Consider the following 22,166-nt stretch of genomic DNA (forward strand, 5'->3'; position numbering starts at 1 on the left):
CGTCCGTCGGGCCCCATTTGGGATCTGCACGTGCCCAGTCGAATTGAAGCCAAGGAGGGGGTTGAGATTGTCGGCACATTCAGGGAGCCGCCCATTTTTGAAGGGAGTCATTTTTCCAGCCACGGATCGTGAAGGTAGCCGGCGACACAGTTGTCGGGGCCGAAAGCAGTGTGGGTGACGTGATGGAGGGAATGTTCGAATTCAGCGGTGGACGCGATGCCTTCAGCAAACGGAACCGCATCTTCGCCCAGAGTTATTCCTGCATGGAAGAGGATTGCCTTGCCGACGAGATTCTGACCGAGGAAGGCTCCGTTGAGATGAGGACCGGCTTCCAGAAGGACGCTGAGAATCTTCCGTTCGGCGAGTGCAGCGAAGACGGCGGGAAGCGAGAGGCGGCCTGCAGAGTCAGGGATAATCTCGACCTCGACGCCGTCTTTGCGGAGGTCGTCAATCTTCTCAGCCGGAGCGGACGCACTGGTGAGGATTAGAAGGTCGCGATTGGCGGAGCGAAGAAGCTGCGAGGTGTGCGGAAGGCGCAGGTGGGTGTCGAGCACGACGCGGAGCAAAGGCCTGCGTCGCGGAGCTTGGGTGCGGTCGGTCAGGAGGGGATCGTCGGCGAGAACGGTACCGATACCAGTGAGGATGGCGTCGGAGGCGTGGCGAAGACGTTGAACCTCATCACGGGCAGCGGATCCGGTAAGCCAGTGCGGCTGGTTGGGGAGACGTAATGCAGAAGGCGGAGCAAGCTTGCCATCGGCGGAGAGCGCAGCCTTCAAGGTGACGAAGGGTTGCCCTGTCCGGATGAAGTGCGCGAAGGCCTCGTTGAGATTGCGAGCCTCGTGCTGGAGCTCGCCGACGCTGACCTCGATGCCCGCGGCCCGTATTCTTTCGAGGCCTCGGCCGCTGACGAGGGGATTGGGGTCGGTGGTTGCGACGACGACACGCGCGATGCCGGCGGCGATGAGGGCGTCGGCGCAGGGGCCGGTGCGACCTTGATGGCTGCAGGGCTCGAGAGTGACGTAGGCGGTGGCTCCCTGGACGGAGAGGCCGCGAGAGGCGGCCTGTTTGAGGGCCACGATCTCGGCGTGGTCGTAGTTGTCGTAAAGATGTGCGCCTTCACCCAGGATCTGGTCGTCGCGGGAGATGACGCAGCCGACCTGAGGGTTGGGGCTGGCAAGCGCGACGGTGTTGGCGGCAAGGTTGAGCGCGCGCCGCATAAGCTCCGTGTCGCGTTGTTCGTGTTCGGAAAAGTCCATCTTCTAAGGATAAAACGCGACTCAGCCCACGAGCGAATCGATGAAGGCGGTGCTGTCGAAGGGAATCAAGTCGTCGATCTTTTCGCCGATGCCGGCGTAGAGAACGGGCAGCTTGAGTTCGGTGGCGATGGCGAGGACGATGCCTCCCTTGGCGGTGCCGTCGAGTTTGGTGAGTACGATGCCAGTGACGCGGGCAGCCTCTGTAAAAAGGCGCGCCTGCTGCAGGCCGTTTTGCCCCGTGGTTGCGTCCATGACGAGGAAGGTCTGGTGCGGGGCTCCTGGAACGAGCTTCTCGGCGGTGCGGCGCATCTTGTCCAGCTCCTTCATCAGGTCGGTCTTGGTGTGGAGGCGACCGGCGGTATCGGCGATGAGGACATCGGTGGATCGTGATTTCGCTGCGCTCAGCGCATCGTAGAGAGCCGCCGAGGGATCGCCGCCCTGCTTGGTCTTGATAACAGGAACGTCTGAGCGCTGTGCCCAGACCTCAAGCTGCTCGATGGCGGCGGCACGGAAGGTGTCGGCTGCGCAGAGCAGGACGCTGCGGCCCTGCGAGCGATAGAGGTTGGCGAGCTTGCCAGTGGTGGTGGTCTTGCCGGTGCCGTTGACTCCGACCATGAGTATGACCTCAGGCGGAGCTACAGGATGCTGAATAGGACGAGCTACGTTGTCGAGAATCTGTTTGAGTTCGGCCTTGAGGATCTGACGAAGCTGGGCCCCGCTCTCGATGCCGGTACGCAAAGCGCGCTGGCGAAGGTTCTCCATAATGATGGCGGTCGTGGCACTGCCTATATCCGCTGCGAGGAGGCGAGGCTCGAGCTCATCAAGGGAGGCCTGATCGACCTCGCGGGTGAGCGCGACGACGGAGCTGATGGAGTCGGAGAGAGACTCGCGGGTGCGCGTGACCGCCTGCCTCATGCGGTCGAAGAGGCTGAGTTTCGGTTGTTCGGGCGCCGGCTCCGGCGACTCGGATTCTGCTGGACGTTTGCCGAAGAGAGAAGAGAAGACCATGCTTGGTCTAGTTTATCGCCTCAGGAGGGGCCTGGTTCGCGCAGCTTTGACGGATTCGGGCTTAGTAACCGGCGCGGGCAATGAGAAGCAGATAAATGATCAGGATCGCGACCAGAACCAGTGCGCCAAGAACGACGTGCAAGGGCCTGAAGCCGAGCACCCGCCGCTCCCGTGGAGGGTCAGGCGGTGGAATGTGCCCTTCGGAATGATGGTGTCCGTGATTGAGTTCAGCCATGATTCTCCGGCGAAGATTTCGGGAAGTCGATCGTACCGGAACCTTCGCCGCGAGTCTAGCCTGCAGAGGCCAGCGGTATTGTCAGGCTGGAGGCGGGATGATTGTCCTGCTGTTGGGGAACCATTTTGTGACCTTTGCCCTTGACGAGAACAATCGCGCCAATCAGGATGACGATCAAAGCGATGGCTGCGAGAATGACGACGGGTAAAAAGCGCGAGTCGCCGGTCCGCGCTTCGGGCGTCGGGTCGTTGAGGGTGGGTTCGATCTTTTCCTCTTCCGAGGAACTCAGCGGGTGCTTGCGAAGTGGATCCATCGGATCAGCCATGCACCTTTAGATGCGGAAAGTGAGCAACGTGTAAATGGTCTAATTGTGTTCGTTGCGGCCGGGGCGGGACATAAGTTCCCGTATTGCTTCGCTTGGATGTTTATTGCGATGAAGAATCGCGTCCATCTGCTCGGTAATAGGCATCTCAACGCCGTAGCGTGAGGCGAGACCTAGCGCCGCAGTAGTGGAGCGGACACCTTCGGCAACCTTGCCGCCCATGCCAGTGAGGATTGCGTCCAGCTGCTTTCCGCGTCCAAGCTCAATACCGACGGAGCGGTTGCGGGAGAGTTCTCCGGTGCAGGTCAGGATGAGATCGCCGACTCCCGAGAGCCCGGATAGGGTCTGTCGACGGCCGCCGCAGGCTACAGCAAGGCGAGTCATCTCCGCAATTCCCCGCGTGATAAGAGCGGCGGCTGAGTTGTGGCCGAGATTGAGCCCTTTGACGACGCCGGCTGCCAACGCGATGACATTCTTGAGGGCACCGCCAAGCTCGACCCCGGTGATGTCGTCGTTGGTATAGATTCGCAGGGCCGGCGAAGAAAATTCGCGCTGGATCATCTGGGCGATGCGAATGCTGCTGGCTGCGGCAACGATCGCGGTGGGGCTGCCGGCGGCGACCTCTTGGGCGAAGGAGGGACCGGAGAGGACGGCGCAGGCATTGTCCGTGACCGACGCGATGACCTGCGACATGCGCAGGAACGAGTCTTCTTCGATGCCCTTCGAGGCAGAGAGGATGACCTGTTTGGGAGTGAGCAGCGGGGCGATGTGCGAGATTACCGATCGCAGGTGCTGCGAAGGCATTACACAGACGATGAGATCGGCCTCGAAGATCGCAGTGGGAAGATCGCTGGTGACATGGACGTCGACGGGAAGAATGAAACCGGGAAGATAAGTAAGGTTCTCGCCTCCGTCGTGCAGCTGTTCGGCCAAAGCAGAGGAGTGAGACCACAGGCAGAGTGTGTGTCCGCCACGGCGGGCAAGGGAGATCGCCAGTGCAGTTCCCCAGGCCCCGGCTCCAAGAACGGCAATCCGACTCAAGCAACCACCTTGCTTGAACCGAAACGATTCTCTGTGCCGGAGAGAAGCCGGCGGATGTTTTGAGAGTGTTTAACGATGACGATGAGAGGGATAAGAATATAGCCTGCTATGACGATCGGGGTTCGGGCCGGTGCGTGTGGCAGGGCAAAGATGGGAAACAGTGCAGCAGCGATGATCGATGCCAGCGAAACATAGCGTGTGGAGAACACAATCACCAGGAAGACTCCCAGAACATAGAAGACGGTGGTGAGGGGAACGAGCGCGAAGAAGACGCCGAGCGCGGTGGCTACACCCTTGCCTCCGCGAAAGCCCAGCCAGACAGGGAAGCAGTGGCCGAGAACGGCGGCTAGCCCGGCAGCGACTGCGATGTCGTAGGCCTGGGGGAAGCCGTAGGGATCAGCGATACGCTGGGCGATGACAACGGCGAAGAATCCCTTGAGGACGTCGAGAACGAGGGTGAGGAGGCCAAGACCTTTTGCCCCGGAACGTGCGACGTTGGTGGCGCCGATGTTGCCGCTGCCCGTCGCCCGGATGTCCTGATGCCGGAAGATGCGGACCAGAAGGTACCCACAGGGGATAGAGCCTAGCAGGTAGGCCAGCGGAATGGAGATCAGCCAAGGCGTCATGGTGTCTGAATTTCGAGTTTATCAAGTTGCCGTGTTTTGCGTTACGGCTGGCAGAGAGAGCGCGGTTAAAGTAGTGTCTTCCGTATGAACTCAAGGGCGTTCTGCGAAGACCACCAGCGGATGTAGTCGCGGTCGCCGGTGAGATTCAACTCTTTTACTTGCGTGTCGCGTCCATCTGCCAATCCAATGTAGACCAGTCCTACGGGTTTCTCCGCATCTGGGCCCGGAGGCCCTCCGCCAGGACCGGCGAGGCCGGTGATGGAGATTCCAAGCGAGGTTCCGGTTCGTTCGCGTATTCCCTCGGCGAGAGCTCGAGCAACTTCGGGACTGACAGCTCCGTGAATATCGATCATCTCACGGGGCACCCCGGCAAAGAGCATCTTGGTCTCCGGCGTATAAACGACCGCTCCGCCGACAAACGCTCGCGAACTGTTGGGAACTGCGGTGAGGCGCTCGGACAAAAGACCTCCGGTGCAACTTTCAGCAACGGATAGGGTGAGATGGCGCATCTCGAGCATCAGCAGGACGACCTCTTCAAGACTTTCGCTCTGCGAAGAAAAGATGGCCTCGTCCATCTCGGCCTCGATACGTTCTGTAAGCTCGTCAACGCGAGCCTGTGCCTCCAGCAAGGTCTGTTTGGCCGTCATGAAGTGCAGCTGAATCTCACCCTGGCCTGCAAGAATCGTAGTCTGGACATCACTGTATTCGTTGTAGATGGGCGAGGTCCGGGAATCGACAAGCGACTCGGCGATGAGCGCCATACGGAGGGTGCGGCGCGCGATATGACGCGGCGGAAGAATTGCAGCTAGGAGAGGGTTTACAACCTCTTCAAAGAGAGGCTTGAGCTCGCGTGGGGGCCCGGGCAGGAGGATGACAATCTTTCGGTAGTCGTCGAAGACGGTGTCGAGGAATTGGCCTGGGGCGCTGCCTTTGGAGTTCGCAAGAACAGTTGCCCCGTCGAGAATGTCGGCCTGTTTGACGTTGTTGCGCGGCATGGCCATCTGGCGTGCGGCGAAACGTTTGTAGAGAGCCGTCAGAATTTCTGCATCGCGATGGAGCGAGATGCCGAGCGCGGCGGCAACGGCCTCGCGGGTGAGGTCATCTTCGGTAGGGCCGAGGCCTCCCGAGAAGATGACGATATCGACGCGGCTCAACGCGACGCGGGCAGCATTGGTGAGGTGGGCGAGGCTGTCGCCAACGATGGTTTTAAAAGCCACCTCGACACCGAGGCTGTTGAGTTGTTCGGTGAGGAAGAGGGAGTTCGTGTCCTGCCGGTGCGGCGTGAGCATCTCGGAGCCGGCTGCAATGATTTCAGCGATCATGTTGGATTTCTGTGTCCTCTCATGTCCACGAACAGGGCAGACACGAGGCGCGGAAAAAGAGGCCTCGTCCTCCATGATAGAGAGTTTTTTTGCTGTAGAGGATTGGTCAGCCGGATACTGCGACGTGGCGAAAGGTCAGATTGATGCGAAAAGAGCCGGTAAGGGCGTGGATTCCAGCGGCAACAGGGGCGACTCCGTGGAAGATGAGTCGCGCAGGGCCTCCCCAGACGAGGACGTCGCCGTGCTCGATGCGGATGCGTCGCGGCGTTTCGGCGCGACGCAAGGTGCCGAGGAGAAAGGTTGCGGGAAGACCCAGTGAGACGGAGACGATGGGCTGCGTGTAGTCCTCCTCGTTCCTGTCCTGATGAAGGGAGAGCCGGGCTCCGACGGAGTACCGATTGATGAGGCAACTGTTGGGAGTGAAGCCGGGAAAGCCGCCCGCAGCAGCAGCTCGCTGAGCCAGGGAGAGCAGAGACGATGCCATGGCGGGCCAGGGAGTCCCTGTCTCCGGATCGACGGTTGTATAGCGATAGCCCGTGCGATCTGTCGTCCAGCCGAAGGTGCCGGCATTCGTCATTGCTACAGACATGGTGTGCCCGCTCGGAACGACCATCTGGCGGAAGGGCGAGATCGCTTCGACACTTGCGATGGCGTCATAGAGTGTCGCGGCCTCTTCATGACAGAAGGTGCGAAGAAGTGTGACCCCTTCGATAGGATGCTCTTCTGTGGGCTCTGCAGGCTCGGGCCAGAGTTTGTCGTTACTGTGCATCGTGAAAGATGACTCCAAGGGTGAAGCGATGGCCGGAGCGGATGACGCTGACGCCATGGCGCATGGCTACTCGATAGACGCCACGAGTGCCGCGTTGCGGGCGATGATTCACGGCGAAGAGGACAGCCTCGCCCTGGTGCAGAGGAACGACGGCGGCACGGGACTGCATGCGCGGCCGCTGTTCCGTCAGGACGAATTCGCCACCGGTGAAATCGCGTCCGGGCTCGCTAAGAAGGAAGGCAGCCTGGATGGGGAAGACGAGTTCGCCGTAGAGATCCTGGTGGAGGCAGTTGTAATCATCCTGCTGGTATTTGAGAAGAAGCGGTGTAGGACGTGTCTGTCCAGCCTGATGGCAAAGCTGCTGGTACTGCCGGTGTACAGGCGGGTACGTCACCGGATTTCCCAGGTGGTGATTCCACTCGTTCGCAATCGAGGCGAGAGGAGGATAGAGAACATCACGAAGCGACTGAATCAGCGATGGAAGAGGGTAGCTGTAGTACTGATACTCGCCACGCCCAAAGCCGTGACGAGCCATCACCACACGGCTGCGAAATCGAGATGGATCGTCATAGCCTGAGGCAAGTTGGAGGCATTCCTCTGGAGTAAGCAGCGGGCCGGTGGTGGCATAGCCTTGCTCGCTAAGGGTGGCCGCGATACAAGCCCAATCAAGAGATGCGATCTTTTCCGTAAGGTCCATGGCTTTACTCTGGCCTTAAAGGTGAGATGCAACACTCCGGTTTGTATCGTCGATATCGGCAAAGAAAACGGCGGCCCGCTGTCTGCAGACCGCCGTCAGATTGCGAAGAGCGCGGTTAGACTTTGGGAGCCCAGCCCTTTTCGTACTCGCGATCCCAATGCTTCATCGCTTCGGTGTCATTGAGAACATGGCCGTTCGCGGTGTTGAGTGACAGGCCGCGGTTGAGCTCCCAGGCGACGTTGGAGAGCTGCAGCATGGTCACGGCGACGTTGCCAACCTCAATAGGCGCATGAAGCTTCTCGCCCTTGCGGATACCGGCGATGAAGTTGGCGAAGTGGAGATCGGTCATCGAATCGGCACCTACGAGATCGGCTGCGGCGGATGACTTTTCTGCCCTGAACTCACTGGTCTTTGTGCCTTTGAGATCGTAGATCTCGTAGCCGCCGCGGTCGACGACGACGGTCCCGGTAGTTCCCATGATGGAGGCACCGCGGTCGCGGTTATAAAACTTCATTCCCTGACAGCACTTGCCCTCCCAGGAGATGATCTTGTCGTCGTACTCGAAGCTCGTGACCAGCGTGTCGTAGAACTGCCAGTCGTCCTTGAACTGATAGCGACCACCGGAGGCCGAGACGTGTTTGGGGAAGTCGACGCCGAGCGCCCAGCGGCAGACGTCTACCTCGTGGGTTCCGTTGTTGAGAGTCTCGCCCGTGCCCCAATGTTTGAACCAGTGCCAGTTGTAAGGATGGCAGTTGTCCATGTAGGCCTTGCGTGGCGCTGGTCCCTGCCAGAGGTCCCAATCAAGGGTGGCGGGCACGGCGACGGGCTTGCCGGTGCCGATGGACTTGCGAGTGTTGCTGTACCAGGCCTTGGCATAGTAGGCCCGGCCGATCAGTCCTTCGTGGATCTTTCCAACGATCTCCATGGTATGCGGGGAAGAACGCTGTTGGCTTCCCATCTGCACCAGTTTTTTGTACTTGTCGCGCGCGGCAACGAGCATCGCTCCTTCGCCGGGGTTGTGGCTGCAGGGCTTTTCAACGTAGACGTGTTTGCCTGCCTCAAGGCCGGCAATGGCCATTGGTGCATGCCAGTGGTCCGGTGTCGCGATGGTGATGGCGTCAACGTCCTTCGAAGCCAGGACTTTGCGAAAATCCTTCTCGGTCGCAGGTTTGTACCCCAGTGAGGTCGCAGCCTTGCCCGCGAATTTGTTGAGAATAGTAGTATCCACGTCGCAGATATGAGTGATGCGGGAAGCTTTCTCATTGGCCTTGAGGGAGGAGAGATGAGCATAGGCGCGGCTGTTGAGTCCAATGACCGCGAAGTTGACGCGATCGTTGGCTCCAACGATCTGGGCGTAGCTCTTTGCATTGGTACTGACGGCTGCCCCAGCAGCCGTAATGGCGAGTGTGTCGAGAAATTCGCGTCGGGTAATCACTTTCATCTCCTCCAAGGAGTTAGTTCGATCTTTGAAGCAATAGGGACCAGTAGGCCCTATAACGTTCCAAAGGGGATGCGGAATAAATGTACACGACCGGATAGAAGATGGGCCAGAGGGAGCAAAAGACAGAAAAGGCGTACCGAAGCCGGTACGCCTGAAGTGAAGAAGATGCCAGTAGTTAGAAGGTCAGGCGGAGTCCAAGCTGCGTTTGTCGCATCGCCGAAGCCCCGGTGATGCGGCCGGCGGTTGAGAGATTTGCCAGCGATGAAGTTGGTGTGGAGAGGTTCACATTATTGAATACATTGGTGAACTCGCCACGGAACTGGAAGGTGTATCGCTCTCCGAACTTGAAGTTGCGGAACAGGGCGGCGTTCACGTTCTTGTATCCGGGACCGTCGAGCAGGTTGCGAGGTGCGGTCCCATCGGTCCCTACCTGGGGAATGGTAAAGGCGGTGGGATCAAACCAACGCGCTTTCACATCATTCCGTGAACGCTTCGGGCTGAGGATCGGGTTCCCCGTCACGTTGGGGCGGTCGTTGTTCGTTCCATCCAGGTTGACGTCGGTCCCGGAGGTGACGGTGAATGGATCGCCGCTGCGCAGCGTGATGATAGGAGAGAGAGACCAGCCATTGACGAGGTTCTTCATCAGGAACTGGGAGCCGTGATAGTAGTCCAGCATCCAGACGAAGGAAGCGACGAAGGTGTGGCGAAAGTCGTTGTCTGCTCGTCCGCGTTCGAGATACATCTTGGTGGGGTTCTCGACCGTCGCGGTGCTGCTCTGCATACCGGCGCTGGACCAGTTCTTCGCCCAGAGATAGTACGAGCGCAGGCTGAAGTTATTGCTCATCCGCTTGGTGGCTGTGACCTGCAGCGCATGATAAGCAGACGTCTGCTGGGAGGCGAAGATGCTGATCCCCTGATAGGTTCCCGGCAGAATCGGACGACGCGCATCGACATTGGTGGAGGTGCTGGTGGTGATGCAAGTTGGATTGCAGTTCACTGGATTCTGTGGTGTGGCGAAGGTGGGATAGTTGCTATCGGTGCCGAAGGGCAGGTGGCGGCCGAGGTTACCGACATAACCAACCGAGGTGGCGAAGGTGTTGGTCCATTGCTGCTCGACGCTCAGATTCGCCTGGTAGGCGGAGGTCCAATCGAAGTTTCTGTCAATGCCTCCGAGACTAAAAGGATAGGTGAAGATCGGTGTTCCGCCCGGCACGTAGTTATAGGGGAAAGGCGATCCACCTGGATAGTTTCCGTAGGGGTTGGTCATCGACTGAACGTTGTTGAACTGCTGGCGAACGGTGAAAGGCTCGCCCGCCCCGGCCCATTCGTTGCCCGAGATCGAGCCCCAGAACCATCCGAAGCCACCGCGTACCGCGGTCTTTCCATTGCCGTAGACGTCCCAGGCGAAGCCGGCACGCGGACCAAAGTGATTCCAGCGGGTCGGAAGAACTCCACGCGGCACTCCTTTATCCCCTATGGTGACCAGGCCGAGCGGGGCTGTCGGAATTCGAGTTGACTGCTGACCCAGCCTGAAGGTTGTGATCATGTCGTTGGTGTCCACAGGCGGTGTTTGAACATCCCAGCGTAGCCCGAGATTGAGTGTAAGATTCGGGCGGACTCGGAAGTCGTCAAGGATAAAGAGGCCGCCGTTCCAGCTGTTCATACGCTGAATACTCGGAGCGTCCTGGTTCATGGTGTTGGGCAATCCAAGAATAAAGTCCGAAAGTGCATTCCCGCTGCGTGCACTGCTTGAGGAGGTAAAGGAGAAGACGCCGTAGTTGTTCAGCAAGGATTCCTGAATGTCCTTGTCCAGCGCAGCGTTGCCTCCGAAGCGGATAGAGTGACGCCCCTGCGTCCAGAGCACGGTATCGCGAACCTCGTAATAGTTCGATCCCGCGCGTGGGCCTGAGATCGCCTCGCCAGCAGTGAAGTAGCCGCTGACACCGATCTGCGGCAGGGAAGGAGTGCCCTGTACCTGAAAGGCGGAGCCGTAATCACCGATGGCAACGGCCGGGGCGTTGACGCGGCCGCCGAGATTTCGCGCATAGCTGAGCCATGCCTCGTTTACCCAGTTGGGGTTGAACGTATAGGTGTCGCTCAGCACAGCATTCCACTGGCGGAAGACGTAGTTCTGCTTCGACCAGGTGAGATTGCCTCCAGCATTGGCCGTGTTTACACCACCATTCTCGAAGACCTCCCCTGAGAAGCGGTGATTGGGCGAGAAATTGTGGTCGACCTTGAACAGGTATTCGTCAGTGTTGTAGGGAAGCGTGACGTAGCCCTGGAAGTAGTTGTCGGCGGCATTGGGCAACGGAATGGAGGGCAGGGTTCCGTTCGTGTTGACCAGGTTCTGCACCGTCGGGTCGAGCATGCTCTTGGGGATAATATTTCCGGCCAAGGGCTTCCGTGTAATCGGATTGCAGACGATGAAGTTGCCTGCCTGCGTGTCAGCAGCGTTGAGCTTCTGCGTGCAAGAGGTGATGGCTCCGCTCTGGGTCGGAAGGTTGGCCGAGAAATCTCCGCCGCGCTGGGCACCGGTGGGAACAACCCCGGAGTTTAGAAAGGTGGTTGTGATCTGACGAAGCCCGCCATAGCTGAAGAAGAAGAAAGTTTTGTCTTTGAGGATGGGACCGCCGATAGTGCCGCCGAACTGATGACGATGCAACGGCGAGGCTTCAGGCGAGTTATAGCTCTTGGCATTGAGTGCGGTCTCGCGCCAGAACTCGAACGCCGAGCCATGCCACTTGTTTGAGCCAGACTTGGTGATGACGTTGATGACACCGTTGGGGAAACGTCCATACTCGGCGCTGTAGTTGTTGGTCTCGACGCGGAACTGATCGACGGCGTCGGGATTCGGTTGCACGTTGCCGGTGTTGCGCAGGCCAGTCATGTTCGTGCCGCCATCGAGGTAATAGCTGGTCGAGCCGGAATTGGCGATCTGCACGCCGCCGTTGATCAGCACCTGTTGCTGCGGATAACCGAGAGTGAAGGATTGATCGTTGGTCTGGACGCCGGGCACGAGCGAGAGCAGGTCGTAGACGTTGCGATTGACGATAGGGAGATTCTCGATCTCGAGGTTCTGCACGGTGGCTCCCACCTCGGAACTGGTGGTGTTGACCAGTGGCACGGAGGTGGAGACATCCACCGTCTCGTTGGCGCCCCCAACTGAAAGCTGCGCGTTTAGATTGGCCGACTGGCCGAGATCCAGCACGACGCCGGTCTGCTGGAAGCTCTTGAAGCCGGTGGCTGTGATCTTGACCGTGTAATTGCCAACGGGCAAAAGATTGATGCGGAATTCGCCGGAGGCGTTGGTGTCAGCCGGGAACGCAGCATTGGTGCCGGTATTCGTGGCAACGACATGGGCTCCGGGAACGACACCGCCGGTCGAATCGGTAACAGTTCCGGAGAGCGTGGCCGTGATTTGCTGCGCAAAGAGTGTGGTCGCTGGAAAAATCAGGACAAACGCCAAAACGGATAGAAAAGTGTTTCTGAGCCTACGTATTTTCATGGGGGGGTAAAGCGGTGGCCTTCCTTCTATGGGTGCAAACGTCATTTTCTGAATAAAAACGACGTCTGCCAGTCTGCCTACCGCCCATGGTGAATGTCAACCAGAGAAAGTACATTTCATTATGTGAAAGTTATTCGATAGGCAAGCGAGGCGCACGAAGGCGCTGGTTTGAACCCGGGATAGCCGGAGAATCAGTCGATCAGGGAGCGGCCTTCAATATCGAGAGCCACGTGATAGAGTGCATCGCGGGTCGCTAATACAGCGCACCCGTCTTCGACGAAGGTCAGCCCGACGAGGTTGTTGCCGGAGACGGCAAAGGTGGCTTGGCGCGACGGGGTAATACGGACGATTCCACGCTGGCCCTGCAGGCTGGCAGCGACATACAGGTTGTCATCCACGTCAAAAGCCATTCCCTGCGCCCTGCCGAGACCCTGGAAGAAGACGGAGAGATTGCCGTCTCGATCGATCGCATGGATGGCTTGATTGGAAGATGTGGTAGGTCCGGTTACCAGGAGCGTCCCAGCGGCGTTGAAGGCCAGGTGATAAGCGGAGACGGAAGGCTCAAGCGTTGCGAAGACGAAGATCTCACGTTCCGGATTGATCTTGAAGATGGTCCCGGAGCGATCGCCGACGTAGAGATTGCCGTCGCGGTCGAAGGCAATTCCGGTCGCGATTCCCATCCCCTCGGCGTAAGTCGCGATGGCTCCTTCCGGAGAGATGCGATAGACCGTGCCTTCGGCGCGCGAGCTGGCGTAGAGGTAGCCCTCGCGATCAAAGGCAAGCCCTGTGGGGTTCATCAGCTCGCGAACGAAGGGAACCATCTGAAAGTCGCGCTGAATGCGGAAGATGGAGACCGGTGTTGCTTGCCCGCGCGATCCGGACAGCGTCGTAAAGACCTGGCCGGTGGCATCGACCGCTGGGTTGGCGACGGGATGAAGATTCTCGGCCATCGGGACCGCGATATGCACCAGGAGAGGGTTCGAGACCTCACCGTTGCGGTGCAGGACCAGATCGCCGGAGATGCTGCCATCCGGTACGAGAACCGTTGCGCGGTCAGGCCGGCTGAAAAGGACGGGTGCAAAGGTGTCACCGATGCTTGCATGGGGAAGACGGCTTCCCGCCGGATCAAGATGAGTGCCCTGAAGCTCGATCTCGCCACCCGGCATCGCTGCGGGTGGCTGAATGCGATTCAGATGGGGACCATCTGCGGAAATTGGGTGAAATAGACTCATCCGTCCTTCTAAGGTAGAACGATGGCTGTGGCAATACAAGGACATCGCTCAAGAGATCAGAAGAATAACTGGATAAGCTGCGCGCACAAAAGCGCAAGTATACCAGCAGCAACGTCATCCATCATGATTCCCGTTCCCTCCGGCAGACGTTCAAGCTGGCGAACCGGTGGGGGTTTCAGAATGTCAAAGATACGGAAGAGCAGGAGTGAGATAACGGCATGACGCCAGTCGGGTGTGATCGCGATCAGTGCGATCAGTTGTCCTGCGACCTCGTCGACGACAACATGGCCGGGATCTTCCCGTCCGGACTCGCGCGCAACGATCGTGGAAGCGCGAATGCCGAGGAGCGTAATTACGGCGGCTGCGATCGTGGTTCCGATGGCAAGTGTGAGTGGCGAGCGGTGGAAGGTGTGCGCGGCGCCATACCAGAGCAGCACGGCCGCGATGGAGCCGTACGTTCCCGGGCCGGGTTGCAACAGGCCAGCGCCAAAGAAGGTTCCAAGAGCCCAGGCCCAGAGGGTCTTCTTCTCAGACGGAGGGTGAATCTGTTTGCTGGAATTCGCCACTAGTCTTCGTCATCGCCGCTGGGCTTGTTGCGTTGCGTACGGGACAGCTCTTCGAGGAGATCGGGATCCTGGATGGGGGTGGAGACTTTATAGTCTCCCGAGGCCCACTTGCCGAGGTCAAGAAGCCTGCAGCGATCGCTGCAAAAAGGAAAGTTCTCGTTGTCGATGAGGACAACGTTGCGACAGGTCGGACAGAAGAGTGCTTTCGGCATTGCAGTATCGATTGTAAATCCGCTCTGCGGCGGCGTGCACATACTCTATGCTCACTTGACCACAGAGGGATTAGATTGCTATGCGATGGAACGCAGCAGACCGCCTTCGGCGCGCAGAGCGGCTCCATTGGTTGCTGCGGAGAGCGGGCTGGCGATGAAAGCTACCAGGCTGGCGATCTCTTCGCTTTCGATCAGGCGTTGCAGCAGGGAACTGGAGCGGTGTTTCTCGAAGAACTCTTTTTCGGCCTGTACAGGAGTCGGGTTCTTGATGCTCGACATGCTCTCGAGGAACTCCACGATCGCTTCCGAACGTGTTGGCCCGGGCATGATGGTGTTTACTGTGACGGCAGTGCCTTTGGTCAGCTCGGCGAGACCGCGCGAGATCGCGAGCTGCGAAGATTTGGTGACGCCATAGTGGATCATCTCCGAAGGCGTCATGATGCCGGACTCGGAAGAGATGAAGATGACGCGGCCAGAATTTCGCTCGAGCATGCGCGGGAAGTAATGACGCGAAAGGCGGACTCCACTAAGGACGTTGGTCTCGAAGATCTTGAGCCAATCGGCGTCGGTGATCTCGGCAAAGGGCTTGGCTTCGTAGACGCCGAGGTTATTGATCAGGATGTCGGTATCGGGGACCTGCTGGATCAACGATGTTGCACCTTCAGCAGTTGCAGCATCGGCCACGACGGCGTTGACGTTGCTGATTCCTGCGAGTGCTTTATCGAGCTTCTCTTTGCTGCGGCCAGGAACTGTAACGGTGACGCCTTCGGCAGCCAGAGCCTTGGTGATGGCGAGGCCGATGCCTGCGGAGCCTCCGGTTACGATTGCGGTTTTGTCTTTGAGCTGCAGGTCCATCGAATCTCCTCGTTCTAGTCAGATAGATGTCTAGATCTGGAGGATGGATTCATACGGCTTTGCGCTGCTATTCAACGATACGGGCGACTACGTCGTAGTCGTGCGACTCGGTGATCTCGGCGCGGTAGAAAGTGCCGGGGACTAGTTCTTCGTGGGGGCCGAAGTCGTTGATGAAGACCTTGCCGTCGATCTCGGGGGCGTGTTGGATGGTGCGGCCCTCCCAGAGAAGCTCGGTCTCTTCGGACTCGCCTTCGACGAGAAGGTCGACCTCGCGGCCTACCCATTCTGCCTTTGCCTTCGCGCTGATCTTCTGCTGGAGCTTCATCAGCTTGCGGCGGCGGGCCTGGATGGTGCGCTCGGGGACCTTGAGTTCGGCGTCGAGCTCGAACGCTTTGGCGCCCTCTTCGTCGGAGTAGGTGAAGACTCCGAGCCAGTCGATGCGCGCGGCCTTGATGAAGGCTTCGAGTTCTTTGTAGTCGGCTTCGGTCTCGCCGGGGAAGCCGACGATGAAGCTGGTGCGGATGACGATGCCGGGAACGATGCGGCGGGCCTTCTCGATCAGGTCAAGGAAGATCTTTGCGTTGCCGCCGCGCTTCATGCGCTTGAGGACGCTGGCGCTGGCGTGCTGGAGTGGGACGTCGAGGTACTTGGCGATGTTGTCGTGTCTTGCCATCGTCTCGAGCAGCCGCGTCGTCACCTTGTTGGGGTAGGTGTAGAGGAAGCGAAGCCATTTGAGGCCGGGCAGCACGGCGAGGGCGTCGAGCAGTTGCGCGAGGCCCTCGGTGAGGCCGAGGTCTTCGCCGTAGCAGGTCGTGTCCTGGCCGATGAGGGTGATCTCGCGGACGCCTTGCGCGATGAGCTTTTCCGCCTCGGAGACGATGGAGGACATGCGGCGCGAGCGGAATTTTCCGCGCAGCTGCGGGATGATGCAGAAGCTGCAGGGGTGGTCGCAGCCCTCAGCGATCTTGATGTAAGCCGAGGCGCGCGGCGTGGCGAGGATTCGGGGCGTCTCGTCAGAGTAGAGGTATTCGGGCAGTGCGGCGGTGGCTCCATCCCAGGAGGTTCGGGAGAAGCGGCCCTGTTGCTCACGATGCGTACCTTCGGCACGGAAGGAGACCGCGGGTCCTTCGACTTCGGAACCCGCTTCGTGAGTTCCTTCGCTTAGGATGACACTTCCTTCTGCGGCACTTCTTTTTTTGCCGAGCTCTCTTTCCGTCTCGATCTGGAGTTGCTCGCCCTGCTCGGTTGGATGCGAGTGCTGGTGGACGGCGCTATGGGCGCGGCCGGCGAGCGCCTGCGGCTGCATATTGGCCTGCGGCAGGATGTTGAAGGGCGAGTCCTGTGTCTGCGCGGGTTGAGGAGACAGGCCCGCTGCGTTCAGGATGGCCTCGAGCTCTCCGGTTCCGACGACGGCGTCGACTTCGGGGATGTTCTTTCGGATCTCGTCGCGATAGCGCTCGACGAGACAGCCGGCGACGATAAGGCGTTGGGCGCGGCCTCCGTTGGCCTGCTTGTGCTGGACCATCTCGAGGATGGTGTTTACGGACTCCTGCTTGGCGGAGTCGATGAAACTGCAGGTATTGACTACGAGGATCTCGGCGTCTTCGGCGTTGGGGGTGAGCTCGCCACCGGCAGAGTGGAGGAGGCCCATCATGACCTCAGAGTCGACCAGATTCTTGGGACAGCCGAGGGAGACAAAACCGATCTTTGGCCGGGATCCATTCGGATCGGCCGTGGGACTGGTTTCAATTGTTGCCGGAAGAGTCACAGTCTTTTAGTTTACCAGCCTTCAATCCCCGCGAGGAGGTGCCCCTCCCCCTATCCTTTTAGTGCAAAGTCTTGATTCAAAAATATTTAGGTCCGGACTAACCCTGTAATATCCCTGGCGGAAAATATGTCCCGCGCAACTTCCTGGAAATAGGGGCAAAACGAGTCGTTCCCTGGCCGATTCGCCTTTTCGTTGTGGCTCAAGTTTCGGGGTTCAGAGCCTTTTCTTCTATTTTATCGAAGCGGGCGAATTGTTTCGGCAACTTTGTGGTCCGCTGAAATCTCATTAAGCTGTTTATTTTGTTTGCCTTAAAAACCTGGTGCCAATGGAGGAGGTTGACACAGATCTTCGGTTAAAAGAATTTCGCCCATCGAGACCGCACAGGATGCGAACTCGATGGGCGACCATAGGGATTCATTTGCCTGAATCGATACGTTGAAGTTTCAATGGGGACAACGATTACGACAGGCGACGCTTGAGGGCTCCTGCAGCGCCGATCAGACCGGTGCCGAGCAGCATGAGGGTGGAGGGCTCCGGAACCGCCGACGGACTGCTCAGCGCTGTTGCCTGGAAGGTCACGATTCCGTTGGTGTTGGTTGTAAAGAAGAGAGAGAAATCAGTTGGGTCGAAGGCCGAATTTGCAGAAACGATCGAGCCGCCGCCGATGCAGTTGTTGAAAGACCCAGCCAGCTGGCAGGAGATGCTGTCAAGTGTCAGGGTAAGGAGGGTGCTGCCACTACCGAATGCAAGCGAAGAGCTGCCTGCAACGTAGCTCGCATAGTTGATGGGCGAGGTGATTGTGCCGGCTTCATTGGGAGTGAGAAGGGTATTGAAGTCACCCTGGATCGTATTTGCCGCGCCGACATTAATGGTGTTGGGATTGAAAACCAACTCGGTTCCGGTGTCCTGAACGGAGGCGCCGGTAACAGAGAACTGGCCTGAAATAGGTGTGGCATAGAGGGCCGGGGCAACCGCCACGGCTGACAGAACTACCAGAGAAGACAAAAGTTTCTTCACGAAATAAATCTCCTAAAAGATAAAAGTTGGGTCGCGCAAAAAACCACTTTCTATTGCTGGTAAGTAGTAGATGCCCCTAAAGTTGTATTGCCTAGACTGAAAGATTTTTCTGGTTAATGTGCACAATTTTGCGCAAATAGGTTTCTCCATTGTTTGTGCAGATATCGCTGATTTGGAATGGGGAAACCTTCATGTAATTTTTAAAAACCGAATGCAAAAAATTGCAGCTTGATTCTTGAATTGCGGCCGATTATCGGAGTGGCTCTCGCTGGGATGGAGCCCCGGGAAATTCGTCCTCAACTCAGAACCCCACGTCATTTGGGCGAATTGAGAGTTTCCCCGTGCTTCTTCCCGGCTTCCGATAAAGCGGGACTATGACGGATGAAGTTGAATTGGATTGCAGGGAACAACGTATGCAAACGCCTTCTTCTTTATGACTTGCGAGCCGAGACCGGAGTGATTGCGTGAGGAGGGTTCTGCGGAGAAAGGGTGACCGGCTCGGTTACAGATGAAGGGACATTTATTTGGATCTACGCTTTGCCGTTTTTGCGCGCTTTTCTCCCCGGGATTGCAGGGTGTAAGCGTTGACGATGGAGGCGATGAGTCCTGGAAAGCGAGCATCGACCTCGGCGCAGCGCGAGGTGTTGTACATCTCGACGCCTTTACGCTCGGCGCGGATAAGCCCTGATTCGCGAAGAACCTTGAAGTGCTGCGAGAGGGTGGACTTTGGGATAGGCCGATCGATGATGTTCTGGAAGGCGGAACAGGTGGCGGAGCACTGGGAAGTGGCGATCTCCGCGAAGATAGCAACGCGTATGGGATCAGAGAGCGCGTGGAGGACAGACTCTACGGCGATGTCTTCGATCGAAGGATGAAATAAGGGCTTCACTCTAATCCTTATGATAGGTGGCGAGGAAGTTTCGATTCAATAGTTCATATTTCCGGAACTTTTGGAATATGAAGTGAATCAAACCATCTGCAAAACCCTAAAGGAGTGATATGTCGAAAAAGCTTGAAGGAAAGATTGCACTGGTAACGGGTGGCAACAGCGGGATTGGACTGGCTACGGCAAAGCGTTTCGTTGCCGAGGGCGCGAAGGTGATTATTACCGGACGGCGCAGGGAGAACCTGGATGCGGCGGTGAAGGAGATTGGGTCGAATGCGACGGCGATCCAAGCCGATGCGAGCAAACTGGAGGACATCGACAGGGTCTATGCGGAGATCAAGAAGCAGTATGGACGCGTGGATGTTCTGTTTGTAAATGCGGGAGGCGGAGAGTTTGCCACGATCGACCAGGTGACCGAGGAGCACTTCGACAAGACATTCGATACGAATGTGAAGGGGGTTTTCTTTACCGTACAGAAGGCACTTCCCCTGATCCCTGCTGGCGGCACGGTCATCTTGAATGCGTCGATCGTCTCGGTGAAGGGTATGCCGGCGTTTGGCGTGTATAGCGCGACCAAGGCGGCGGTTCGTTCGTTTGCGAGGACGTGGACGAATGAGCTGAAGGATCGCCAGATTCGGGTGAACGTGGTGAGCCCAGGTCCGATTGACACTCCGGGCGTGGATGGACTGGCGCAGGATGCGGAGCAGGCCAAGCAGCTGAAGGCCGGGCTCACCTCGCAGGTTCCGCTGGGACGCATGGGAACGGCGGACGAGATTGCGAAGGCGGTAGTGTTTCTTGCCTCGGATGACTCGAGCTTTGTGGCGGGCGTGGAGTTGTTTGTAGATGGCGGTATGGTGCAGGTCTAACGATCTGATCGTTGCATTCGAGAATCAGAGATCAGTTTTTGACAATCAACGAACGAGATCGTTTGACAATCAACGAAGGAGATAGAGAAATGGGAAAGCTGACTGGAAAAGTGGCGGTGGTTACCGGGGCGTCGAAGGGAATTGGCGCCGGTATTGCGAAAGAGCTTGCAGCCGAGGGAGCATCGGTTGTGGTGAACTACGCGTCGAGCAAAGAGGGCGCGGAGAAAGTAGTTGCTGAAATCGTAAAGGCTGGTGGCAAAGCAATCGCGGTCGGAGGCAGCGTGTCGAAGGCCGCGGACGTGGATGCGCTGTTTGCCGAGACGAAGAAGGCCTACGGCAAGCTGGACATTCTGGTGAACAATGCGGGCGTGTACGAGTTTGCGCCTCTGGAGGGCGTTACCGAGAAGAGTATCGACTTGATGTTCGGCACCAATGTGACGGGGCTGCTGCTTGCCACAAAGGCTGGCGTCGCATTATTCCCGGCGGAGGGTGGCGTCGTGATCAACATAGGATCGGTAGCGAGTGATCAAACGCCACCGATGTCGGTGGTGTACAGCGGCACCAAGGGTGCAGTGGATGCGATTACGAGGGTTCTGGCGAAGGAACTTGGACCGAAGAAGATTCGCGTGAATGCCGTGAACCCGGGCCCCATTGTGACGGAGGGTTTCAAGGCGTCCGGCGTGGAGGGCAGTGACTTCGAGCAGCAAATGCTGCAGGGAACCCCGCTGGGGCGTATCGGAACTCCGGAAGACGTCGCGCCGGTTGTTGCGTTTCTCGCCTCGGACGAAGCGGGATGGATCACCGGATCCCTGATTCAGACAGCGGGTGGGATGCGCTAAACGCAAGACAGCGGGAGGGCTCCGTGAGTATGGATTTTTCGGAGCCCTCTCAAAGGCTTTGCGAGGAAGTTGTGGCGATGACCTCTTTATAGAAGTGTGCACTCAGCCTGGGAGTGCGTTTCCGCGTTTTGAAGACGCTCGGGAATAACTCAGCGGCTTCAGTGTTTTTCAAGTATCAGCGTATGAAAGAAATAATCAAACGCTACTTTGTCACACTTTTGAGGTTGGTGATGGAATTTGTTTCGCTTGTCGTACAGACAAGAGCTGGTGGAAGAGCATTATGAATCGACGGGATTTTCTTGCGGGAGCGTCTGCTGCTGCCTTCTTTCGCGGGGTCTACCTTCCTGCGGCTCCAGTGCAACGAAAGGTCGTCGTCGTTGGTGGAGGGCTGGCGGGTATCTCCTGCGCATACGAGTTAAGAAAGCGCGGTTTGGAAGTGATCGTCCTTGAGGGGCAAGGGCGCGCAGGAGGCAGGGTTCAAACGCTGCGGGAGGGACTGGATCCGGCGGTCTCTGCCGAAACGGGGGCTACACGCATCCCGGATACCCATCAATTCACGCTGGACTATGTGCGCGAGTTTGGACTGACGCTGGAACCGTTCAAAGGCGGGGATCTGGCGGATGTCGTTCATCTACGCGGACAGAACTTTGTTGCCGGGAAGGGCCCTGAACCGGATTGGCCACTTCAGCTGCGTCCGGAGGAACGCCGCCTGGGCCGCGCAGGCTTAGCGGAGCGCTACCTGGGGGCACCTCTGAAGCTTGCGAAAGGAGGTGAGCTTTCGCCCAACGTACCAGAGTCCATTCTGGCGCAGGATCACTTCACGCTTCGCGAGTACCTGGTGAACCAGGGCCTCTCCTCGGATGCAATTGAACTCATCACTTTGGGAGTCGATACGACAGTGAGCGCCGCATTGCTTCTGCTGGTCGAGTTCAACGAACAGGTATCCCAGGGATACTTTCATATTCGCGGTGGCAACGATCTGCTTCCTGCAGCGCTGGCCAAGCAGTTGGGCGGAGCGATCCGATATGGATGCCGCGTGACCAGCATTGGGCAGGACGACAGCGGTGCGTGGGCAGTCATCGAACACGAGGGCGGCCGCGAGACGGTTCGTGGCGATTATGTTGTGTCCGCCCTCCCGTTTTCAGTCGCCAGGAATCTGTTCCCTGAAGCGCGCCTGTCCCCTGAAAAGCAACGCGCCATCCGGGACCTGAAATATTTCCCGGTGGACAAGGTGTTTCTTCAAATGCAGAGACAGTTCTGGAAGGCGAAGGGCCAGAGCGGGTTTGCCAATACGGATCTACTGTCGGAGCGATTCTGGTCGCTTGGCCCGGACTCACCTGAACAACGCGGCCTGCTGTTGTCATACGTGATTGGAGCGAAGGCCGCGAAGCTGGACGAGATGGATTTACAGAGCCGTGTAAAGCAAACGCTTGCTGATGCAGAAAGCGTATTTCCTGGTGCGCGCGAAAACTTTGAAGCGGTTCGAGCAAAGAGCTGGAGCCAGGATCCGTGGCAGCGAGGTGGTCTTACGGCATTCGGTCCCGGCGAGCTCAGCCTGATTCCCGTGAACGCGCGCAGAGAGGGCCGCATCTTCTTTGCCGGCGAACATACGTCTCGCTGGAATGGCTGGATGCAAGGTGCCATCGAGTCGGCGCATCGGGTGGTCGAGGAGATCTTTGTATGAAGTTGAAGACAGCCGA

General features: G+C 58.2%; 21 protein-coding genes. 3 read left to right on the forward strand and 18 right to left on the reverse strand.

Annotation, left to right across the window (positions count from 1 at the left end):
- Positions 1–107: 107 nt before the first annotated feature.
- From ribD to AC5S26_RS15910, 18 genes are all read right to left on the reverse strand, one after another.
- A complete protein-coding gene (gene ribD / locus AC5S26_RS15825) occupies positions 108–1,256 on the reverse strand; it encodes a bifunctional diaminohydroxyphosphoribosylaminopyrimidine deaminase/5-amino-6-(5-phosphoribosylamino)uracil reductase RibD (RefSeq protein WP_494185869.1) in 1,149 nt (382 codons plus the stop codon).
- 21 nt (positions 1,257–1,277) lie between these two features.
- A complete protein-coding gene (gene ftsY, locus AC5S26_RS15830; protein ID WP_494185870.1) occupies positions 1,278–2,264 on the reverse strand; it encodes a signal recognition particle-docking protein FtsY in 987 nt (328 codons plus the stop codon).
- Between the two features lie 61 nt (positions 2,265–2,325).
- Positions 2,326–2,499 carry a hypothetical protein gene (locus AC5S26_RS15835; protein WP_494185871.1) on the reverse strand — a complete coding sequence of 58 codons (174 nt, stop codon included), beginning with the start codon at positions 2,497–2,499 and terminating at the stop codon, positions 2,326–2,328.
- Positions 2,500–2,554: 55 nt separating this feature from the next.
- On the reverse strand, positions 2,555–2,824 hold the full coding sequence (locus AC5S26_RS15840) for a hypothetical protein (protein WP_494185872.1): 270 nt from the start codon (positions 2,822–2,824) through the stop codon (positions 2,555–2,557).
- Positions 2,825–2,863: 39 nt separating this feature from the next.
- Entirely contained in the window at positions 2,864–3,862 is a 999-nt protein-coding gene (locus AC5S26_RS15845; protein ID WP_494185873.1) for an NAD(P)H-dependent glycerol-3-phosphate dehydrogenase, read from the reverse strand.
- Positions 3,859–4,488 carry a glycerol-3-phosphate 1-O-acyltransferase PlsY gene (plsY, locus tag AC5S26_RS15850; RefSeq protein ID WP_494185874.1) on the reverse strand — a complete coding sequence of 210 codons (630 nt, stop codon included), beginning with the start codon at positions 4,486–4,488 and terminating at the stop codon, positions 3,859–3,861. Before plsY ends, AC5S26_RS15845 begins: the two co-directional genes overlap by 4 nt.
- Positions 4,489–4,553: 65 nt before the next feature.
- Positions 4,554–5,810, reverse strand: coding sequence for a competence/damage-inducible protein A (locus AC5S26_RS15855; protein ID WP_494185875.1), 1,257 nt, complete (start codon positions 5,808–5,810; stop codon positions 4,554–4,556).
- A 106-nt stretch (positions 5,811–5,916) separates the two neighbouring features.
- Complete coding sequence (gene alkB / locus AC5S26_RS15860; protein WP_494185876.1) at positions 5,917–6,579, reverse strand: DNA oxidative demethylase AlkB; 663 nt, start codon at positions 6,577–6,579, stop codon at positions 5,917–5,919.
- Positions 6,569–7,276 carry a 2OG-Fe(II) oxygenase gene (locus AC5S26_RS15865; RefSeq protein ID WP_494185877.1) on the reverse strand — a complete coding sequence of 236 codons (708 nt, stop codon included), beginning with the start codon at positions 7,274–7,276 and terminating at the stop codon, positions 6,569–6,571. Before AC5S26_RS15865 ends, alkB begins: the two co-directional genes overlap by 11 nt.
- Positions 7,277–7,391: 115 nt before the next feature.
- Entirely contained in the window at positions 7,392–8,711 is a 1,320-nt protein-coding gene (locus tag AC5S26_RS15870) for a Gfo/Idh/MocA family protein (RefSeq protein WP_494185878.1), read from the reverse strand.
- A gap of 181 nt (positions 8,712–8,892) precedes the next feature.
- Entirely contained in the window at positions 8,893–12,186 is a 3,294-nt protein-coding gene (locus AC5S26_RS15875; RefSeq protein ID WP_494185879.1) for a TonB-dependent receptor, read from the reverse strand.
- Positions 12,187–12,416: 230 nt separating this feature from the next.
- Complete coding sequence (locus AC5S26_RS15880) at positions 12,417–13,457, reverse strand: gluconolaconase (RefSeq protein WP_494185880.1); 1,041 nt, start codon at positions 13,455–13,457, stop codon at positions 12,417–12,419.
- Positions 13,458–13,513: 56 nt separating this feature from the next.
- A complete protein-coding gene (locus AC5S26_RS15885; RefSeq protein WP_494185881.1) occupies positions 13,514–14,023 on the reverse strand; it encodes a phosphatidylglycerophosphatase A family protein in 510 nt (169 codons plus the stop codon).
- Positions 14,023–14,235, reverse strand: coding sequence for a DNA gyrase inhibitor YacG (locus AC5S26_RS15890; protein WP_494185882.1), 213 nt, complete (start codon positions 14,233–14,235; stop codon positions 14,023–14,025). Before AC5S26_RS15890 ends, AC5S26_RS15885 begins: the two co-directional genes overlap by 1 nt.
- Before the next feature lie 78 nt (positions 14,236–14,313).
- On the reverse strand, positions 14,314–15,090 hold the full coding sequence (locus AC5S26_RS15895) for an SDR family NAD(P)-dependent oxidoreductase (protein ID WP_494185883.1): 777 nt from the start codon (positions 15,088–15,090) through the stop codon (positions 14,314–14,316).
- A 67-nt stretch (positions 15,091–15,157) separates the two neighbouring features.
- Complete coding sequence (gene rimO, locus AC5S26_RS15900; protein WP_494185884.1) at positions 15,158–16,858, reverse strand: 30S ribosomal protein S12 methylthiotransferase RimO; 1,701 nt, start codon at positions 16,856–16,858, stop codon at positions 15,158–15,160.
- A gap of 459 nt (positions 16,859–17,317) precedes the next feature.
- Positions 17,318–17,875 (reverse strand): PEP-CTERM sorting domain-containing protein, encoded by a 558-nt coding sequence (locus AC5S26_RS15905; RefSeq protein WP_494185885.1) that lies wholly within the window; start codon positions 17,873–17,875, stop codon positions 17,318–17,320.
- Positions 17,876–18,395: 520 nt separating this feature from the next.
- On the reverse strand, positions 18,396–18,764 hold the full coding sequence (locus tag AC5S26_RS15910; protein ID WP_494185886.1) for an ArsR/SmtB family transcription factor: 369 nt from the start codon (positions 18,762–18,764) through the stop codon (positions 18,396–18,398).
- A 110-nt stretch (positions 18,765–18,874) separates the two neighbouring features.
- Here AC5S26_RS15910 and AC5S26_RS15915 point away from each other — a divergent pair, with 110 nt between their 5' ends.
- From AC5S26_RS15915 to AC5S26_RS15925, 3 genes are all read left to right on the forward strand, one after another.
- Entirely contained in the window at positions 18,875–19,627 is a 753-nt protein-coding gene (locus AC5S26_RS15915; RefSeq protein WP_494185887.1) for a glucose 1-dehydrogenase, read from the forward strand.
- An 89-nt stretch (positions 19,628–19,716) separates the two neighbouring features.
- Positions 19,717–20,466, forward strand: coding sequence for an SDR family NAD(P)-dependent oxidoreductase (locus AC5S26_RS15920; RefSeq protein WP_494185888.1), 750 nt, complete (start codon positions 19,717–19,719; stop codon positions 20,464–20,466).
- A gap of 280 nt (positions 20,467–20,746) precedes the next feature.
- On the forward strand, positions 20,747–22,150 hold the full coding sequence (locus AC5S26_RS15925; protein WP_494185889.1) for a flavin monoamine oxidase family protein: 1,404 nt from the start codon (positions 20,747–20,749) through the stop codon (positions 22,148–22,150).
- Positions 22,151–22,166 lie beyond the last annotated feature (16 nt).

The organism is Edaphobacter sp. FHG110511_03 (assembly GCF_059115365.1).

Coding starts and splice junctions, on each gene's coding strand:
- ribD (WP_494185869.1), bottom strand. CDS start 1,256: ATGGACTTTTCCGAACACGAACAACGCGACACGGAGCTTATGCGGCGC.
- ftsY (WP_494185870.1), bottom strand. CDS start 2,264: ATGGTCTTCTCTTCTCTCTTCGGCAAACGTCCAGCAGAATCCGAGTCG.
- AC5S26_RS15835 (WP_494185871.1), bottom strand. CDS start 2,499: ATGGCTGAACTCAATCACGGACACCATCATTCCGAAGGGCACATTCCA.
- AC5S26_RS15840 (WP_494185872.1), bottom strand. CDS start 2,824: ATGGCTGATCCGATGGATCCACTTCGCAAGCACCCGCTGAGTTCCTCG.
- plsY (WP_494185874.1), bottom strand. CDS start 4,488: ATGACGCCTTGGCTGATCTCCATTCCGCTGGCCTACCTGCTAGGCTCT.
- AC5S26_RS15855 (WP_494185875.1), bottom strand. CDS start 5,810: ATGATCGCTGAAATCATTGCAGCCGGCTCCGAGATGCTCACGCCGCAC.
- alkB (WP_494185876.1), bottom strand. CDS start 6,579: ATGCACAGTAACGACAAACTCTGGCCCGAGCCTGCAGAGCCCACAGAA.
- AC5S26_RS15865 (WP_494185877.1), bottom strand. CDS start 7,276: ATGGACCTTACGGAAAAGATCGCATCTCTTGATTGGGCTTGTATCGCG.
- AC5S26_RS15880 (WP_494185880.1), bottom strand. CDS start 13,457: ATGAGTCTATTTCACCCAATTTCCGCAGATGGTCCCCATCTGAATCGC.
- AC5S26_RS15890 (WP_494185882.1), bottom strand. CDS start 14,235: ATGCCGAAAGCACTCTTCTGTCCGACCTGTCGCAACGTTGTCCTCATC.
- AC5S26_RS15895 (WP_494185883.1), bottom strand. CDS start 15,090: ATGGACCTGCAGCTCAAAGACAAAACCGCAATCGTAACCGGAGGCTCC.
- AC5S26_RS15915 (WP_494185887.1), top strand. CDS start 18,875: ATGTCGAAAAAGCTTGAAGGAAAGATTGCACTGGTAACGGGTGGCAAC.
- AC5S26_RS15920 (WP_494185888.1), top strand. CDS start 19,717: ATGGGAAAGCTGACTGGAAAAGTGGCGGTGGTTACCGGGGCGTCGAAG.
- AC5S26_RS15925 (WP_494185889.1), top strand. CDS start 20,747: ATGAATCGACGGGATTTTCTTGCGGGAGCGTCTGCTGCTGCCTTCTTT.